Annotated in this window: 15 protein-coding genes; 7 read left to right on the forward strand and 8 right to left on the reverse strand. The window is 71.5% G+C overall.

Going from position 1 to position 17,295, the window contains the following annotated elements; translation table 11 throughout:
• Positions 1 to 43 precede the first annotated feature (43 nt).
• Both IE332_RS14030 and IE332_RS14035 read left to right on the forward strand, forming a co-directional pair.
• Positions 44 to 1,042, forward strand: coding sequence for a glycosyltransferase family 2 protein (locus IE332_RS14030; RefSeq protein ID WP_189916129.1), 999 nt, complete (start codon positions 44 to 46; stop codon positions 1,040 to 1,042).
• Between the two features lie 118 nt (positions 1,043 to 1,160).
• Positions 1,161 to 2,159, forward strand: coding sequence for a YihY/virulence factor BrkB family protein (locus IE332_RS14035; RefSeq protein ID WP_189916130.1), 999 nt, complete (start codon positions 1,161 to 1,163; stop codon positions 2,157 to 2,159).
• 27 nt (positions 2,160 to 2,186) lie between these two features.
• Here IE332_RS14035 and IE332_RS14040 read toward each other — a convergent pair whose 3' ends face one another.
• Positions 2,187 to 3,389 carry a D-alanyl-D-alanine carboxypeptidase family protein gene (locus IE332_RS14040; RefSeq protein ID WP_189916131.1) on the reverse strand — a complete coding sequence of 401 codons (1,203 nt, stop codon included), beginning with the start codon at positions 3,387 to 3,389 and terminating at the stop codon, positions 2,187 to 2,189.
• A gap of 144 nt (positions 3,390 to 3,533) precedes the next feature.
• Between IE332_RS14040 and IE332_RS14045 the strand changes: the two genes are divergently transcribed.
• Positions 3,534 to 3,791, forward strand: coding sequence for an SCO4848 family membrane protein (locus IE332_RS14045; protein ID WP_189916132.1), 258 nt, complete (start codon positions 3,534 to 3,536; stop codon positions 3,789 to 3,791).
• 103 nt (positions 3,792 to 3,894) lie between these two features.
• Here the strand turns inward: IE332_RS14045 and IE332_RS14050 are convergent, their stop codons facing one another.
• The 7 genes from IE332_RS14050 to IE332_RS14080 all read right to left on the reverse strand — a co-directional run bounded on the left by IE332_RS14050 (position 3,895) and on the right by IE332_RS14080 (position 10,916).
• A complete protein-coding gene (locus IE332_RS14050) occupies positions 3,895 to 4,668 on the reverse strand; it encodes a succinate dehydrogenase iron-sulfur subunit (protein ID WP_189916133.1) in 774 nt (257 codons plus the stop codon).
• A complete protein-coding gene (sdhA, locus tag IE332_RS14055) occupies positions 4,668 to 6,410 on the reverse strand; it encodes a succinate dehydrogenase flavoprotein subunit (protein WP_189916134.1) in 1,743 nt (580 codons plus the stop codon). Before sdhA ends, IE332_RS14050 begins: the two co-directional genes overlap by 1 nt.
• A gap of 51 nt (positions 6,411 to 6,461) precedes the next feature.
• The gene (gene sdhD, locus IE332_RS14060) at positions 6,462 to 6,953 is read right to left on the reverse strand and encodes a succinate dehydrogenase, hydrophobic membrane anchor protein (protein WP_189916135.1); all 492 of its coding nucleotides are present in this window, start codon (positions 6,951 to 6,953) and stop codon (positions 6,462 to 6,464) included.
• An 8-nt stretch (positions 6,954 to 6,961) separates the two neighbouring features.
• Positions 6,962 to 7,342, reverse strand: coding sequence for a succinate dehydrogenase, cytochrome b556 subunit (sdhC, locus tag IE332_RS14065; RefSeq protein WP_189916136.1), 381 nt, complete (start codon positions 7,340 to 7,342; stop codon positions 6,962 to 6,964).
• 298 nt (positions 7,343 to 7,640) lie between these two features.
• Positions 7,641 to 8,126, reverse strand: a complete 486-nt coding sequence (locus IE332_RS14070; protein WP_033332396.1) for a 2-oxo-4-hydroxy-4-carboxy-5-ureidoimidazoline decarboxylase — start codon at positions 8,124 to 8,126, stop codon at positions 7,641 to 7,643.
• 321 nt (positions 8,127 to 8,447) lie between these two features.
• Positions 8,448 to 10,109: an alpha/beta hydrolase gene (locus IE332_RS14075; RefSeq protein ID WP_189916137.1), complete on the reverse strand. Its 1,662-nt coding sequence runs from the start codon at positions 10,107 to 10,109 to the stop codon at positions 8,448 to 8,450.
• 66 nt (positions 10,110 to 10,175) lie between these two features.
• Positions 10,176 to 10,916: an SDR family oxidoreductase gene (locus tag IE332_RS14080; protein ID WP_189916138.1), complete on the reverse strand. Its 741-nt coding sequence runs from the start codon at positions 10,914 to 10,916 to the stop codon at positions 10,176 to 10,178.
• A gap of 121 nt (positions 10,917 to 11,037) precedes the next feature.
• On the opposite strand from IE332_RS14080, the gene IE332_RS14085 reads away from it, so the two are divergent.
• The 4 genes from IE332_RS14085 (at position 11,038) to IE332_RS14100 (ending at position 17,292) form a co-directional block, all read left to right on the forward strand.
• On the forward strand, positions 11,038 to 12,627 hold the full coding sequence (locus IE332_RS14085) for an acyl-CoA mutase large subunit family protein (RefSeq protein ID WP_189916139.1): 1,590 nt from the start codon (positions 11,038 to 11,040) through the stop codon (positions 12,625 to 12,627).
• 212 nt (positions 12,628 to 12,839) lie between these two features.
• Complete coding sequence (locus tag IE332_RS14090; protein ID WP_189916140.1) at positions 12,840 to 14,105, forward strand: amidohydrolase; 1,266 nt, start codon at positions 12,840 to 12,842, stop codon at positions 14,103 to 14,105.
• A 258-nt stretch (positions 14,106 to 14,363) separates the two neighbouring features.
• Complete coding sequence (locus IE332_RS14095; RefSeq protein WP_189916141.1) at positions 14,364 to 15,425, forward strand: BMP family lipoprotein; 1,062 nt, start codon at positions 14,364 to 14,366, stop codon at positions 15,423 to 15,425.
• A 292-nt stretch (positions 15,426 to 15,717) separates the two neighbouring features.
• Positions 15,718 to 17,292 (forward strand): ABC transporter ATP-binding protein, encoded by a 1,575-nt coding sequence (locus IE332_RS14100; RefSeq protein WP_189916142.1) that lies wholly within the window; start codon positions 15,718 to 15,720, stop codon positions 17,290 to 17,292.
• Positions 17,293 to 17,295: the final 3 nt, after the last annotated feature.

A 17,295-nucleotide genomic window follows, 5' to 3' on the forward strand; every position in this document is an offset into this window, starting at 1 on the left:
CTCCGGGCCGGAGGCCGCCCCCGGGGCCACTACGCTGGGCCGGGTGCCCCGCTTCAGCGTCATCGTCCCCGTGTACAAGGTCCAGGACTACCTCGCCGAGTGCCTCGACTCGGTGCTCCGCCAGGACGGCCCGGACCTCGAACTGATCGCGGTGGACGACCGCTCCCCGGACGGCTGCGGCGCGATGCTCGACGAGGCCGCCGCCGCCGACCCCCGGGTCCGGGTGCTGCACCTGCCGGAGAACGTCGGCCTCGGCCGGGCCCGCAACGCCGGCCTGGAGGTCGCCACCGGCGACTACGTGGTCTTCCTCGACAGCGACGACACCCTCACCCCCGGCCTGCTCGACGCCGTCGACCGGCGGCTCGCCGCCACCGGCGACCCGGACGTCCTGGTCTACGACTACGCCCGCACCTACGTCGACGGGCGGATCACCCGGGCCGCCTCCGCGCACGTCTTCGGCGCCGACTCCCCGGACGTGTTCGACCTCACCGCCCGCCCCGACCTGCTCGACCTCCTCCAGGTCGTCTGGAACAAGGCCTACCGCCGCGACTTCGTCACCGAGCAGCGGCTGGTCTTCCCGGCCGGCTACTACGAGGACACCCCCTGGACGTACCCGGCGCTGCTCGCCGCCGCCCGGATCACCCTGCTCGACCGGGTCGGCGTGCACTACCGCCAGCGCCAGGAGGGCGGCAACATCCTGGCCACCGCCAGCCGCAAGCACTTCGACGTCTTCGACCAGTACGACCTGGTCTTCGCCTTCCTCGACGGCCGCCCCGACCTGGACCGCTGGCGCCCGGTCGTCTACGGCCGGATGCTGCACCACCTCAACACCGTGGTCTCCAAGCCCGGCCGGGTCCCGCCCGGCGACCGCCGCGAGTACTTCCGCCGCGCCGCCGCGCACTGCGCCCGGCTGCGCCCGGCCGGCTACCGCCCGCCGGCCGGCGTGGACGGCGTGCGCACCGAGCTGCTCAGCCACGGCCGCTACGGCGCCTACCAGGCCGTCCGCGCCCTCGCGAAGGCCCGCCGGCTCGTCAAGCGCTGAACCCGGTCCTTCGGGGGCCGCGAGCAGGGGCCCGCGCGCAGGGTCCCGCGGGCCGGATCCGGCCCGAACGGCCCGCGCCTGACGGCCGTTCGGGGGACGGGCCGGTATAACCGGTCGGGTGGACTTCCTGACCCGCCTCCCGGTCATCGGCCCGCTCGTCTCCCGGGTGCTGCGCAGCCGCCCGTACCGGGTCTACGAGTACTTCAGCGCCGCCCGCGGCAACCGGCTGGCCGGCGCCGTCACCTTCTTCGGCTTCCTGGCCCTGTTCCCGCTGCTCACCGTCGGCCTGGCGGTCGCCGTCGCGGCCCTCAGCGACAGCCAGGTGAACGACCTCCAGAAACGCATCTCCGACCAGCTGCCGGGCCTCTCGGACGCGCTGAACCTGCCCTCCCTGGTGTCCAGCGCGGGCGCGGTCGGGCTGGTCGGCGGGGCGCTGCTGCTGGTCTCCGGCCTCGGCTGGGTGGACACCATGCGCACCTCGATCCGGGACCTGTGGCAGCTGCCCCAGGAGGACGGCAACCCGGTGCTGCGCAAGGCCTGGGACGTCGTGGTGCTGGGGGGCCTCGGCCTGGTGTCGCTGTTCTCGCTCGGCGCCTCCGCCGCCGGGACGACCCTGGCCGGACGGATCGCCGACGCGATCGGCCTCGGCAGCGGCTACCTGCTGACCGGGGTCGGCGTGCTGATCGCCATAGGGTGCGACACCCTGCTCTTCGCCTACCTGCTGGCGCCGTTCCCCGGGATCACCGGCCAGCGCCGCCGGGACGTCCTGCGGGGCGCGCTGATCGGCGCCGTCGGCTTCGAACTGCTGAAGGTCCTGCTCGCCTCCTACCTCGGCTCGGTCGCCGGGCGCAGCCTGTACGGGGCCTTCGCCACGCCGGTGGCGCTGCTGCTGTGGATCAACTTCGTCTGCCGGCTGCTGATGTACTGCGTGGCCTGGACGGCGACGGCCGACCCGGCGGCCGCCCGGGAGCGGACCAGGGCGCACGGACGGGCGCTGCTGGAGGCGGCCGACAAGGCGGAGGCGCTGGCCGAGCAGGCGGCCGCGGAGGCTACGGGGAAGGCCGCGCCGAAGGCCGACGGCAAGGCCGGGAACGGCGGGGCCCGGCCCCAGGACTGAGGCCGGGCCCGCCCGCTCGACCGGCGGTCAGTCGGCCGAACGGCGCCGCCGCAGGACCAGCGCGCCCGCTCCGGCCCCGCCGCCGGCCAGCACGACCGCCGACCAGCCGACGGGCCCCAGCCCGTCGTCCCCGTCGCCCCCGGCGGCGGGCGCCGCGGCGGGCCCGGCCGTGGCGGGGGAGGGGTGCGGCGGCGGTGCGGGCGTCCCCGCCGCGCCACCGGCCTGCCCGGTCGGCTCGGCCTCGCCGCCCGCGACCTCGTCGACCAGCCTGCCCACCGGCTGGACCTTCCCGGCCGCGGCGAAGCCCCAGTCCAGCAGGGCCGCCGTCTCGTCGTACACCTTCTGGTAGCTCGTCGGGTGCATCACCGTGACCAGCAGGGTGCGCCCGTCGCGCTCGGCGGCGCCGACGAAGGTCGAGCCGGCGTTGGTGGTGGTGCCGTTCTTCACCCCGATCAGGCCCGGGTACTTGCCCAGCAGCCGGTCGGTGTTGGCGATGCCGAAGCTGCCGCGCTGGCCGGTGTTCTTGTCGACCGCGCCCGGGAACATCGCGTCCCGGGTGGCGCAGTACATCCGGAAGTCCGCGTTGCGCAGGCCGGCCCGGGCGAACAGCGACAGGTCGTAGGCCGAGGAGAGCTGGCCGTCCATGTCGTAGCCGTCCGGGGAGACCACCTTGGTGTCCCTCGCCTGCAGCGCCTCGGCGCGGGCCTGCATCTCGGCGACGGTCTGCGGGACGCCGCCGTTCATGTGCGCCAGGACGTGCACCGCGTCGTTGCCCGAGCTCAGGAACACCCCGCGCCACAGGTCCTCGACCCGGTACTCCAGGTTCTCCTTGATGCCGACCAGGCTGCTGCCCGGACCGATCCCCTGGATCTCCTCGTCGGCGACCCGGTGCACCGCGTTGCGGTCGAACTTGGGCAGCACGGTGTCCGCGAAGAGGATCTTCAGGGTGCTGGCCGGAGGCAGCCGGAGGTGCGGGTTGTAGGCCGCCAGCACCTCTCCTGACATCGCGTCGGAGACTATCCAGGACTGGCCGGTGAGGTCCGCCGGCAGTGCCGGGGCGCCCGCCAGCGGGGCGACCTGGACCCCGGGGCTCCCCAGCCGCTCGCCGCCGACCGCGGTCGGCGGCGGCTGCCGCGGGGCCGCGACCGCAGTCGGGGCGACGAGCAGGAGCGGGAGGGCCGCGGTGACCGCGGCGCACAGGCGGGCGAACGTGTGACGGGGTGTGGGCACCAGCAGACCGTACCCATTCCCGGCCCCGGCCGTCCGCCGCACCGGGCCCGTCCTCCGCAGGAGGGGCCCGCCGTACGCCGATCGGCGGCCCGCGCATACTGGGGACGCACACCGCCTTCACACCCCCCCCGCCGAGGACCACCCATGAAGCTCAGCCGCCGCACCTCCTGGTTCCTGACCGCCTTCGGGGTCTGGTCGATGATCATCTGGACCACCTTCGTCAAGAACCTGTGGAAGGACTCCGGCGGCCAGGCCTTCACCAACGGCGACCACTCCCAGCCCACCGCCTTCTTCTGGGTCCACCTCCTGCTCGCCGTCACCTCCTTCGCCCTCGGCATCGCCGTCGGCACCATCGGCCTCCGCGGCCTGCGCGCCACCCGCCGCACCCCGGCCACCGACTGAATCCCGTTGCCCCTGTCAGTCCCCCCTGGCAGGTCCGGGCGACGCCGAAGGCCCCCGGCCGATCCGAGGATCGGGCGGGGGCCTTCGGGCTGTCAGGCGGGGGTCAGAAGCGGCGGGTGACCAGCGCCCGCTTCACTTCCTGGATCGCCTTGGTGACCTCGATGCCACGGGGGCAGGCCTCGGAGCAGTTGAAGGTGGTGCGGCAGCGCCACACGCCCTCGCGGTCGTTGAGGATCTCCAGGCGCTGCTCGGCACCCTCGTCGCGCGAGTCGAAGATGAAGCGGTGCGCGTTGACGATGGCGGCCGGGCCGAAGTACTGGCCGTCGTTCCAGAAGACCGGGCAGGACGACGTGCACGCGGCGCACAGGATGCACTTGGTGGTGTCGTCGAAGCGCTCGCGGTCCTCGGCGGACTGCAGGCGCTCGCGGGTCGGCTCGTTCCCCTTGGTGATGAGGAACGGCATGACGTCCTTGTACGCCTGGAAGAACGGGTCCATGTCCACGACCAGGTCCTTGAGGACCGTGAGGCCCTTGATGGCCTCGATCGTGATCGGCTTCTCCGGGTCGACGTCCTTGATCAGGGTCTTGCACGCCAGCCGGTTGCGGCCGTTGATCCGCATGGCGTCGGAGCCGCAGATGCCGTGGGCGCAGGAACGGCGGTAGGTGAGGGTGCCGTCCTGCTCCCACTTGATCTTGTTGAGCGCGTCCAGGACGCGCTCCTTCGGGTCCATCTCCAGCTGGTAGTCGACCCACACCGGGTCCGGGTGCTCCTCCGGGTTGAACCGGCGGATCCGGAAGGTGACGGTGATCAGCTGGGTACCGCCGGCCTCGGCCGCGTCCAGAGCGGCCGAGTGCTTCTCCATGGTCGGAGTGCTCATCAGTACTTACGCTCCATCGGCTGGTAGCGGGTCGTGACGACCGGCTTGTAGTCGAGGCGGATGGAGGTGCTGCCGTCGGCGGCGACCTCCTGGTACGCCATGGTGTGCTGCATGAACTTCACGTCGTCACGGGTCGGGAAGTCCTCGCGGTAGTGGCCGCCGCGGGACTCCTCGCGGGCCAGCGCGGAGACGGCGAGCACCTCGGCCAGGTCGAGCAGGTTGCCCAGCTCGATGGCCTCCAGGAGGTCCGTGTTGTAGCGGAAGCCCTTGTCCTGGATGGAGACGTTCTTGAAGCGCGCCCGCAGTGCGGCGATGTCCTCGACCGCCTGCTTCAGGGTGGCGCCGGTGCGGTACACCATCGCGTTGGCGTCCATGGTCTCCTGCAGCTCCTTGCGGATCTGCCCCACGGACTCGGTGCCGGTGGACTCGCGCAGCTGGTCGACCATGTCCTGGACGAGCCGCTCCGGGTTCTCCGGCAGCTCCACGAACTCGTTGGCGTTGGCGTAGTCGGCGGCGGCGATGCCCGCGCGCTTGCCGAACACGTTGATGTCCAGGAGCGAGTTGGTGCCCAGGCGGTTGGCGCCGTGCACGGAGACGCAGGCGACCTCGCCGGCCGCGTACAGGCCCGGGACGATGTCCGTGTTGTTGCGCAGGACCTCACCCTCGACGTTGGTCGGGATGCCGCCCATGGCGTAGTGCGCGGTGGGCTGGATCGGGATCGGGTCCGTGTAGGGCTCGATGCCGAGGTAGGTGCGCGCGAACTCGGTGATGTCCGGGAGCTTGGCGTCCAGCTGCTCCGGCGGCAGGTGGGTGAGGTCCAGGTAGACGTGGTCGCCGTCCGGACCGCAGCCGCGGCCTTCGCGGATCTCGGTGTAGATCGCGCGGGAGCAGACGTCACGGGACGCGAGGTCCTTCATGACGGGGGCGTAGCGCTCCATGAAGCGCTCGCCGTCCTTGTTGCGCAGGATGCCGCCCTCGCCGCGGGCGCCCTCGGTGAGCAGGATGCCCATGCGCCAGATGCCCGTCGGGTGGAACTGGAAGAACTCCATGTCCTCCAGGGGCAGGCCGCGGCGGTAGGCGACCGCCTGGCCGTCACCGGTGAGGGTGTGGGCGTTCGAGGAGACCTTGAACATCTTGCCGGTGCCGCCGGAGGCGAACACGACCGACTTGGCCTGGAAGACGTGGATCTCGCCGGTGGCCAGCTCGTAGGCGACGACGCCGGCGGTCTTGCCCTCGTTGATCAGCAGGTCGAGGACGTAGAACTCGTTGAAGAACTCGACGCCGTGCTTGACGCAGTTCTGGAACAGCGTCTGGAGGATCATGTGGCCGGTGCGGTCGGCCGCGTAGCACGAGCGGCGGACCGGGGCCTCGCCGTGGTTGCGGGAGTGACCGCCGAAGCGGCGCTGGTCGATGCGGCCCTGCTCGGTGCGGGAGAAGGGCAGGCCCATCTTCTCCAGGTCGAGGACGGCGTCGATGGCCTCCTTGCACATGATCTCGGCGGCGTCCTGGTCGACCAGGTAGTCACCGCCCTTGACCGTGTCGAAGGTGTGCCACTCCCAGTTGTCCTCCTCGACGTTGGCGAGGGCGGCGCACATGCCGCCCTGGGCCGCGCCGGTGTGGGACCGGGTGGGGTAGAGCTTGGTCAGGACGGCGGTGCGGCTGCGCTGCGTGGACTCGATGGCCGCGCGCATGCCGGCGCCGCCGGCGCCGACGATGACGGTGTCGTACTGGTGAATCTGCATGGGGGGTTAACTCGCCTCTGGCCTCTGCCGATGGTCGATGGTGCTCGCGGCTCAGATGTTGGGGTCGAAGGTGAAGATCACCAGGGTGCCCAGCAGCACGGTGAAGACCGTGGCGGTACCCATGAGCCCCTTGAGCCAGAGCCGGGTCGAGTCCTTCTCGGCGTAGTCGTTGATGACCTGACGCATGCCGTTGGCGCCGTGCAGCATGGCGAGCCACAGCATCAGGAGGTCCCAGCCCTGCCAGAACGGCGAGGCCCAGCGGCCGGCCACGAAGGCGAAGCCGATCTTGGAGACGCCACCGTCGAGGATCAGCATGATGATCAGGTGGCCGAGGATCAGGGCGACCAGGACGACACCGGACAGGCGCATGAAGAGCCAGGCCAGCATCTCGAAGTTGGTGCGGGTGCGGCGCGGGGTCTTGGCCGTCCGCTTGCGCGGCGGCTCGATGACGAACGCGTCGGCCGGGTTGCCGGTGCCGAGGCCCTTGCCGGTGTGCGCCTGCTTCGACGGCACGACGATGGCGTCGGAGTATTCCGTGGTCATGTCTCGACTCACTTCCCGAACCAGGAGATCAGCGTGTGCTGCAGGATCCCGTAGAAGGAGCCGGCCATCAGGAGGACCCAGACGCCGACGACGGTCCAGAGCATCTGCTTCTGGTACTTCGGGCCCTTGGACCAGAAGTCCACCGCGACGACCCGCAGGCCGTTCAGCGCGTGGAACAGGATGGCGGCCACGAGGCCGTACTCCATCAGGTTCACGAGAGGAGTCTTGTACGTCTGGATGACGGTGTCGTAGGACTCCGGCGACACTCGGACGAGGGCGGTGTCAAGGACGTGGGCGAACAGGAAGAAGAAGATGAGGACGCCGGTGACTCGATGAGCCACCCAGCTCCACATGCCTTCCCGGCCGCGGTACAGCGTTCCAGCCGGCACGGAAAAACCCTCCGGAAGCGATTGGGGGCTCGGCCGGCTTCGGTGTCGGTCAGCCCGGCCGGGTACGGTCCACCGGCCGCGAGCATCCTATCGACGCCTTCTCGCGTGCCGCCTCCGGGGGCCCCAGGTGTGATCAATCAGGCACTTCTGGCCTAGTGCGGCGGGAACCGGGGCGGATCAGGTCACTCTGGGTGAGCAAATGACCGCGCCCCGCGCCGGAGGGTGCGGGGCGCGGCGGGTCGGCCTCACCCGTACGGGCGACTCGTTCACTCGGACGGCGTGGGCGCGCGACGCGGGGTCAGTGCGCCCCGGCCTCCGAGTGGGTGGCGACCAGGTGCTCCAGTCGGGTGAGGGCGATCCGGCGGAGTTCGTCGGCCGCGATCAGCCGCTCCTCGTCCGGGTCGTTGGCCAGCCGGGTGCGGATGGAGGAGAGCACGGTGTCGAGCATCTCCTCCGGGGCGACGCCCTCCAGGCAGACCACGAACACGTGGCCGAACCGGGCCTCGTACGCGGCGTGCGCCGCCCGCAGGGCGGTGTGCGCGGCCTGGCTGCCGGGAGCGCGCATGCCGAGCAGCGGCTGCGGCATCCAGCTCTCGTCCGCCAGCGCCTCGGCGAGGTCGGCCGGGCGGAGGTCGTAGGAGGCCTCGCTGGCGGCGGCCAGCAGGGACTCTATGTCGGGGTACGGCCGGTGCGCGGTGAGCCGCAGGGCCCAGCGGTGACTGCCGCAGCAGGCCAGCAGGGCCTCCTCGGCGGCGCCGGCGTCGGCTTCGTTGAAGCGGTGCAACCCGAGGAGGGTCGGCTCTGTTCTGACGTCGAGCCGCTGTGACGGGATGTCGCTGGCCAGCGGGTCCTCCTCGTGAGGGCGGGAAGGTGCCGGTGATGTGGGGTGGTGAAGCACGTGAAGTATGGGGCTGCGGCGGGGCGCTCGGCGCCGGTGGGGCAGCGTCTCCAAGGTAGTTGAGCTGTCATCAGTTGGGGAGGGCGCGCGCCGAATTCATCCGGACGAGCTATCAAGTTGTGACGTTGACACCTGCGTGTCAGCGCCCTCCCCACCTTCTTCTGCTAATCGGCCCAGGTCGGCTCGGCGCCCGGCCCGGCGGTCGGCTCAGTCGCAGCGGGTGCCCGTGGCCGGCATGGTGCCCTCGGTCAGGTAGTCCTCCAGGGCCCGGTCGATGCAGGTGTTGCCCTTGCCGAAGGCGCCGTGGCCCTCGCCGACCCGGGTGAGCAGGGTGGCGTTCGCGAAGCCCTTGGCCAGCGACTCGGCGGAGGCGTACGGAGTGGCCGGGTCGCCGGTGGAGCCGACCACCAGGATCGGGGCGCTGCCCTCGGCCCGGATCGGGTGCGGCTTCTCCTGCGTCTTGAACGGCCAGTAGGCGCAGCCGGGCTCGCTGTAGTCGTCCACCGTGACGCCCCTGGAGAGCAGCGGCGCCTCGGCGAGCAGCCGGTCCACCGCGGCCTTGGCGTGCTCGGGGGTGGGGGCGGGGCGGGCGGCGTCGGCGCAGCCGATCGCGCCGTTGGCCTCCTCCATCGGGCTGTAGTGGCCGTTCTCGTCGCGGCCGTTGTAGTCGTCGGCGAAGGCCAGCAGCAGGTCGGCGCGCTTCATCTGCATCGCCATGCCGAGGCCGACCCGCAGGTACTGCCAGGAGGACTTCTCGTCGCCGTAGAGCATCTGGATGGTTCCGGTCCAGGCCAGGTCGCGGCCGAGCTTGCGGCCGTCCTTGGCGGTCAGCGGGTTGTCGTGGAGGCCGTCGAGGAAGTCGGCGGCCTTCTTGGCGGCCGTGGCCTTGTCCTTGCCGAGCGGGCACTCGGCGGCGTGGTTCTCCACGCAGTCGGCGGCGAAGCGCTCGAAGGACTTCTCGAAGCCGACCTGCTGGTCGACGCCGTGGTCCAGGGTGTCCTGGGCGGGGTCGACGGCGCCGTCCAGGACCAGTCGGCCGGTGTTCTTCGGGAACTCCTCGGCGTAGAGGGCGCCGAGGTAGGTGCCGTAGGAGATGCCCAGGTAGTTGAGCTTCTTGTCGCCCACGACGGCGCGCAGCACGTCGAGGTCGCGGGCGGTGTTGCGGGTGCCGACGAAGGGCAGCAGCCGGCCGGACCTGGCCTGGCAGGCGGCGGCGTGGTCGGTGGACTGCTTGACGTGGGCGGCCTTGCGCTCGGCCGGGTCCAGCGGCTCGTCCTCCTGCTCGGCGGCGTCGTGCTGCTTGTCGTCGTAGCAGACGATCGGGGCGCTCTGGCCGGTGCCGCGCGGGTCGAAGCCGATCACGTCGAAGCGGTTGTGCAGGGTGCCGATGAAGTCCTTGGCGCCGTACTCGACCATCTCGATGCCGGAGCCGCCGGGACCGCCGGGGTTGACCATCAGCGAGCCGACCCGCTGGCTCGGCTTGGCGGCCGGGTACTTGATCAGCGCGAGGTCGATCGCGTCGGTGGCCGGGTTGGCGTAGTCGAGCGGGACGTGCAGCTTGCCGCACTGCAGCTCGGAGGTGTCGATCTTGATCTTCGCGGCCTTGGGGTCGGCCGGGCAGGCGGCCCAGGCGATCTGCTGGCCGTAGAAGGGCTTGAGAGCCGGGTCGGCCTCGCCGGTGGCCTTGGCGGTGGCCGGGGCGGTCGGCGCCGGGGTGGCCGCGGGGCTCGCGGCGGCGGGCGCGGAGGTGCCGGCGGCCCGGTCCTGGGCGGGCTGGGCGGCGCCGTCGCAGGCGGCGGTGAGGAGGAGGGTGCCCGCCGCCACCGCGGTCAGCAGGACTCGTGGGCGGGCGGCCCGGAAGGTTCTCATCGCACGTGTGTACCACTGGGTGGTGACGCGTTCGATCATCGCCCCCGGCCCGCCCGCCGGCCCGGATCAGCCGCGGTGGACCTTGTGGTTGGCGGCCTGCGCCCGGGGGCGGACCACCAGCAGGTCGATGTTCACGTGCGACGGCCGGGTGACCGTCCACGCCACGGTGTCCGCGATGTCCTCGGCGGTCAGTGGCTCGGCCACGCCCGCGTACACGGCGGCCGCCTTGGACTCGTCGCCGCGGAAGCGGGTGATCGCGAAGCCCTCGGACTTCACCATCCCGGGCGCGATCTCGATCACCCGGATCGGCTCCCCGCACAGCTCCAGCCGCAGCGTCGCCGCGATGGTGTGCGCGGCGTGCTTGGCGGCGACGTAGCCGCCGCCGCCCTCGTACGCGGTCAGCGCGGCGGTCGAGGAGAGCACCAGCACCGTGCCGTCGCCGGTGGCCCGCAGGGCCGGCAGCAGCGCCTGCGTCATGTGCAGCACGCCGAGCACGTTCACCTCGTACATCGCCCGCCAGTCGGCCGGGTCGCCGTGCTCCACCGTCTCGGCGCCGATCGCGCCGCCGGCGTTGTTCACCAGGACGTCCACCCGGCCGACCTCGGCGGCGAAGGCGTCCACGGCGGCCCGGTCGGTGACGTCCACGGTGTGGGCGCGGCCGCCGATCTCCTTGGCCAGTGCCTCGATCCGCTCGGTGCGGCGGGCGGTCAGCACCACGTCGAAGCCCTCGGCCGCCAGCCGGCGGGCGGTAGCCGCGCCGATTCCGCTGCTGGCACCGGTGACCACGGCCACCTTCTGCTCGGTCATTGCCACTCCCTGGGGCTCATCGGTCGTTCACCCGATCATCTCAACCGCCTCGGCGTCCCGGCGGGCGGGCCGGGACCCTGGAGCGCGAGGACCAGTGCCCGCCGACCCCGTGGAGGGACCCATGGCCGCCGCGCCCCGCCGGGCCGAGTCGGGATTCGACGTCGAGCCGCTGTACGGCCCCGGGGATCCGGCCGGCTGGGACCCGGCGGTCCGGCTGGGGCGGCCGGGGGAGTACCCCTTCACCCGGGGCGTCCACCCGACCATGTACACCGGCCGGCTCTGGACGATGCGCCAGTACGCGGGCTTCGGCACCGCCGCCGAGTCCAACGCCCGCTACCGGCAGCTGATCGCGGGCGGCGGCACCGGCCTGTCGGTCGCCTTCGACCTGCCCACCCAGATGGGCCACGACTCGGACGCCCCGCTCGCGGCCGGGGAGGTCGGCAGGGTGGGGGTGGCGGTGGACAGCGTCGAGGACATGGCGGTGCTGTTCGACGGCATCCCGCTCGGCGAGGTCTCCACCTCGATGACGATCAACGCGCCGGCCGCGCCGCTCCTGCTCCTCTACCGGCTGGTCGGCGAGGCCCAGGGGGTGGCGCCGGCGGCGCTCACCGGGACGGTCCAGAACGACGTGCTGAAGGAGTACATCGCCCGCGGCACGTACATCTTCCCGCCGCAGCCCTCGCTGCGGCTGGTCGCCGACGTGTTCCGGTACTGCCGGGCCGAGATGCCGCGCTGGAACACCATCTCCGTCTCCGGCTACCACATGGCCGAGGCCGGGGCCGATCCCGCGCAGGAGATCGCCTTCACCCTGGCCAACGGCATCGCCTACGTCCGCACCGCGATCGCCGCCGGGATGGCCGTGGACGACTTCGCGCCGCGGCTCTCGTTCTTCTTCGTGGCCCGCACGACGCTTCTGGAGGAAGTGGCCAAGTTCCGTGCCGCGCGCAGGATTTGGGCCAGAGTCATGCGCGATGGCTTCGGTGCGGAGGATCCCCGCTCGCAGATGCTGCGCTTCCACACCCAGACCGCCGGGGTGCAGCTCACCGCGCAGCAGCCCGAGGTCAACCTGGCCAGGGTCACCGTGCAGGCGCTCGCCGCGGTGTTCGGCGGCACCCAGTCTCTGCACACGAACAGCTACGACGAGGCGATCGCCCTGCCCACCGAGAAGGCCGCCCGGCTCGCCCTGCGGACCCAGCAGGTGCTCGCCCACGAGACCGACGTGACCGCCACCGTCGACCCGTTCGCGGGTTCGTACGCCGTCGAGTCGCTCACCGACGAGGTGGAGGCCGCCGTCCTGGCGCTGATGGACCGGATCGAGGACCAGGGCGGCGCGGTGGCCGCGATCGAACGGGGCTTCCAGAAGGGCGAGATCGAACGCACCGCCTACCGGGTCCAGCAGGAGACCGACTCCGGCGAGCGGACCGTGGTCGGCGTCAACCGCTTCCGGTCGGACACGGAGGAGCCGTACCGGCCGTTGCGGGTGGACCCGGCGGTCGAACGGCAGCAGGCCGACCGGCTGGCCCGGCTGCGGGCCGGGCGCTCGGCCGGCGCCGTCACCCGGACGCTGGACGCGTTGCGCCGGACGGCCGAGGGGCCGGAGAACGTGCTGTACCCGATGAAGGAGGCGCTGGCCGCCCGGGCGACCGTCGGCGAGGTGTGCGACGCGCTGCGGGAGGTGTGGGGGACGTACGTCCCGGTGGAGCGCTTCTGAGATTCGCCTGAACGGCCGTCAACGTCCGGGAGTCGTCAAGACGATGGCGGCCGTGACCGCCGGCCCGGGTGATCGTTGCACAGGGCAAGCAATCCGGGGAAGGCGGCTGAAACGAGATGTCATACCCACCTGTCCGGCCGGTATGCGCCCATCCGGGGACTGATTTTCCGGAAGTCGGGCCAAATCCCCCCAACAGGCCTACGATTGGGGAGATGAACCGTCCTGAGCCCGCTCAGCCGGGCGCCACCCTCGCCGCCGCACGCCCCGTTGTCGAACTGCGCGACCGGGTCAGGGGGCTGGAGCCCGAGCTGATCGCCTTCCGCCGTGATCTGCACCGGCATCCGGAGCTGGGCCGCCAGGAGTTCCGCACCACCGGGTTGCTGCGCGACCGGCTGGTCGCCGCCGGCCTCGAACCCCGGGTGCTGCCCGGCGGCACCGGGCTGATCGTCGACATCGTCCCGGCCGGCACCGCCCCGGGCGCCGAGTTCCTGGCCTTCCGCGCCGACATCGATGCGCTGCCCATCGACGACGCCAAGACCGACGTGCCGTACCGCTCGACCGTCCCCGGCCGGGCCCACGCCTGCGGGCACGACGTGCACACCTCGGTGGTGCTCGGCACCGGCCTGGTGCTGGCCGAGGCCGCCCGCAGCGGCGAGCTGCGCCGCCCGGTCCGGCTGGTCTTCCAGCCGGCCGAGGAGGTCATGCCCGGCGGCGCGCTGGACGTGATCAAGGCCGGCGGGATGGACGGCGTGGGCCGGATCTTCGCGGTGCACTGCGACCCGAAGGTGGAGGTCGGCCGGATCGCCCTGCGCACCGGCGCGATCACCTCGGCCTGCGACCGCCTGGTGCTGCACCTGGACGGCCCCGGCGGGCACACCGCCCGCCCGCACCTGACCACCGACCTGGTGACCGCGGTGGCCCGGATGGCCGCCGAGCTCCCCGGCGCGCTCGCCCGCCGGATGGACCCGCGCTGGGGCGTCAGCCTGGTCTGGGGCCGGATCGCCTCCGGCTCCGCGCCCAACGTCATCCCGCAGCACGCCGAGCTGGAGGGCACCGTCCGCTGCCTGGAGCTGGACGGCTGGCGGGAGGCGCCGGACCTGCTGCACGAGCTGATCGCCAAGCTCGCCGAGACCTACCGGGCCAAGTGGACGCTGGACTACCACCGCGGCGTGCCGCCGGTGGTCAACGAGGCGGTCTCGGTCGCGCTGCTGGACGCGGCGATGCACGCCCGGTTCGGGCTGACCGATCGACACGAGCCCGCGACGGTCGTGGAGGGCACCGAGCAGAGCCTGGGCGGCGAGGACTTCTCCTGGTACCTGGAGCACGCCCCGGGCGCGCTGGCCCGGCTGGGTGTCCGCGCCCCCGGCGACACCGCCGTGCGCGACCTGCACCAGGGCCGGTTCGACGTGGACGAGCGGGCGATCGGCATCGGCACCGAGCTGTTCGCGGCGCTGGCCCTGGAGGTGGAAGGCGACTGACCGGGCGCCGCCCACGGGTCGGGGAGCCGACACGTGGGCGGTTTGTCGGATTCGGGGTTCGGTGGCGGTTCCGTAAACTGGGCCGAACCAACCTCGGACCACCATCCGTGCAGGGGTGTAGAGCCTCGGGACAGGCTTCAGACCACGGTTTGATAACAACCCGAATGCTCTGGCACCCCGTAACACAACCGTGTTCTACGCGCGTTACGGTGGCGTCCGACCACGCCAAACGGTTGCGTGTCAGAAGGAGAAACTCCCTTGCGCCGTTCAATGAAGCTCGCCGCGGTTGTGCTCTCGGGTTCCCTGGGCATGGCCTCGCTCGCCGCTTGCGGCGCAAAGAGCACCGACAACACCTCTTCTTCCGCCTCGGGCGACGGCTCGCTCAAGGTCGGCATGGCCTACGACATCGGTGGCCGCGGCGACCAGTCGTTCAACGACTCCGCCGCGCGTGGTCTCGACAAGGCCAAGTCCGACCTGGGCGCCTCGGTGACCGAGGCCGAGGCCAAGTCCGGTGAGGCCGAGGCCGACAAGGAGACCCGCCTCAAGAACCTGGTCGACGCCGGCTACAAGACCATCATCGCGGTCGGCTTCGTCTACCAGCCGGCGGTCAACAAGGTCGCCAAGGACAACCCGAACGTCAAGTTCGCGATCATCGACTCGAACGACAAGGACCAGCCGTCCAACGTCACCTCGCTGCTCTTCGCCGAGCAGGAGGGTTCGTACCTGGCCGGTGTCGCCGCCGCCAACAAGTCGAAGGCCAAGCACGTCGGCTTCATCGGCGGTGTGCAGTCCGAGCTGATCAAGAAGTTCGAGGCCGGTTACAAGGCGGGTGTGAAGTCCGTCGACCCGAACATCGTGGTCGAGACCACCTACCTGACCACGCCTCCGGACTTCACCGGCTTCAACTCGCCCGACAAGGGCAAGGAGGCCGCGCAGGGCCAGCTCGACAAGGGCGCGGACATCATCTACACCGCCGCCGGCTCCTCCGGCAACGGCGCCATCGAGGCCGTCGCCAACAAGCAGGGCGCCCTGGCCATCGGTGTCGACTCCGACCAGGCCAGCCAGCCGGCCCTGGCGAAGTACAAGAACAGCATCATGACCTCGATGGTCAAGAACGTCGACAACGCGGTCTTCGCGTACATCGACTCGGTCAAGAAGGGCAGCGCCTTCACCGGCATCAAGCTCTTCGACCTGAAGGCCGACGGTGTCTCGCTCGCCACCACCGGTGGCAAGATCGACGACATCCAGGACAAGCTGAAGGCCGCCGCCGACGCCATCAAGAGCGGCGCCACCACCATCCCGACCGCGCCGGTCCAGTAGGACCGCGCGTCTCGGACGCGACAGCGCCTGCCGCCTGCCCGGCAGCGCGATGATCGACACAGTTCACGGGAGGGGCCCGGCAGGGTGCGCTCAAGGCGTACCCCCGGGCCCCGTTCCGTCTCCCCGTTTCCCCCCTTGGCCCTCCGAGCGCAACGACGCGCCTCCAGACCACCAGGAGACCGCCATCACCGCATCCGACCCCGTCCCCCTGCGCAAGGACGGAACCCCCAGCGCGGGGACGGCGACACCGGCCGTCGAACTGCGCGGCATCACCAAGCGCTTCCCCGGTGTCGTGGCCAACCACGACATCAACCTCACCGTCCGCACCGGCACCGTGCACGCCCTGATGGGCGAGAACGGCGCCGGCAAGTCGACGCTGATGAAGATCCTCTACGGCATGCAGAAGCCGGACGAGGGCACCATCGCGATCAACGGCGAGCAGTGCGAGTTCAACACCCCCGGCGACGCGATCTCGCGCGGCATCGGCATGGTGCACCAGCACTTCATGCTGGCCGACAACCTCACGGTGCTGGAGAACGTCGTCCTCGGCGGCGAGAAGATCCACGGCATCGGCGCCAAGGCGAAGGCGAAGATCAAGGAGATCTCCGACCAGTACGGCCTGGGCGTCCGCCCGGACGCCCTGGTCGAGGACCTCGGCGTCGCCGACCGCCAGCGCGTCGAGATCCTCAAGGTGCTGTACCGCGGCGCCAAGATCCTGATCCTCGACGAGCCCACGGCCGTCCTCGTCCCGCAGGAGGTCGACGCGCTGTTCGACAACCTGCGCGAGCTCAAGTCCGAGGGCGTCACGGTCATCTTCATCTCGCACAAGCTGCACGAGGTGCTGGCGGTCGCCGACGCGATCAGCGTCATCCGGCGCGGCACCACGGTGGGCGACGCCGACCCCAAGGCCGTCACCGCCCGCCAGCTCGCCGAGATGATGGTCGGCGCCGAGCTGCCCTCCCCGGAGAGCCGCGAGTCGACCGTCACCGCGACCGAGATGCTCGACGTCAAGGACCTGCGGATCGCCAAGACCGACGCCGAGGGCATCGAGCGCGTCGTCCTGGACGACATCTCGCTGCGCATCCACAAGGGCGAGATCCTCGGCATCGCGGGTGTCGAGGGCAACGGTCAGGCCGAGCTGGTCGAGGCCATCATGGGCATGCTGCCGCTGGACGGCGGCACCGTCACCCTGGACGGCAAGGACCTCTCCGGCACCCTCACCCGGGCCCGCCGCGAGGCCGGCATCGGGTACATCCCCGAGGACCGCCACAAGCACGGCCTGCTGCTGGAGGCCCCGCTCTGGGAGAACCGCATCCTCGGCCACGTCACCGAGGAGCCCAACTCCAAGGGCGTGCTGCTCGACCCCGGCGCGGCCCGGACGGACACCCTGCGGATCGTCGAGGAGTTCGACGTCCGCACCCCCGGCATCGAGGTCACCGCGGCCTCCCTCTCCGGCGGCAACCAGCAGAAGCTGATCATCGGCCGCGAGATGAGCCACCAGCCCAAGCTGCTGATCGCCGCGCACCCCACCCGCGGCGTCGACGTCGGCGCGCAGGCCCAGATCTGGGAGCACATCCGGGTCGCCCAGCGGGCCGGCCTGGCCGTCCTGCTGATCTCCGCCGACCTGGACGAGCTGATCGGGCTCTCCGACACCATCCGGGTCATCTACCGCGGCCGCCTGGTCGCCGACGCAGACCCGGCCACCGTGACCGCCGAGGACCTGGGCACCGCGATGACCGGTGCGGCCAGCGGCCACATCGAGTCCGAGCCGGAGGCCGTCGCCGAGGCGCAGGCCGTCGCCGCCGAGGGCACCGAGGCCGAGCACCCGCCCACCGACACCGCCGACGACTCGCAGGCGGGGGAGTAGCCA

Origin of the sequence: Kitasatospora xanthocidica (assembly GCF_014656195.1) — a bacterium.
Lineage (GTDB): Bacteria > Actinomycetota > Actinomycetes > Streptomycetales > Streptomycetaceae > Kitasatospora > Kitasatospora xanthocidica.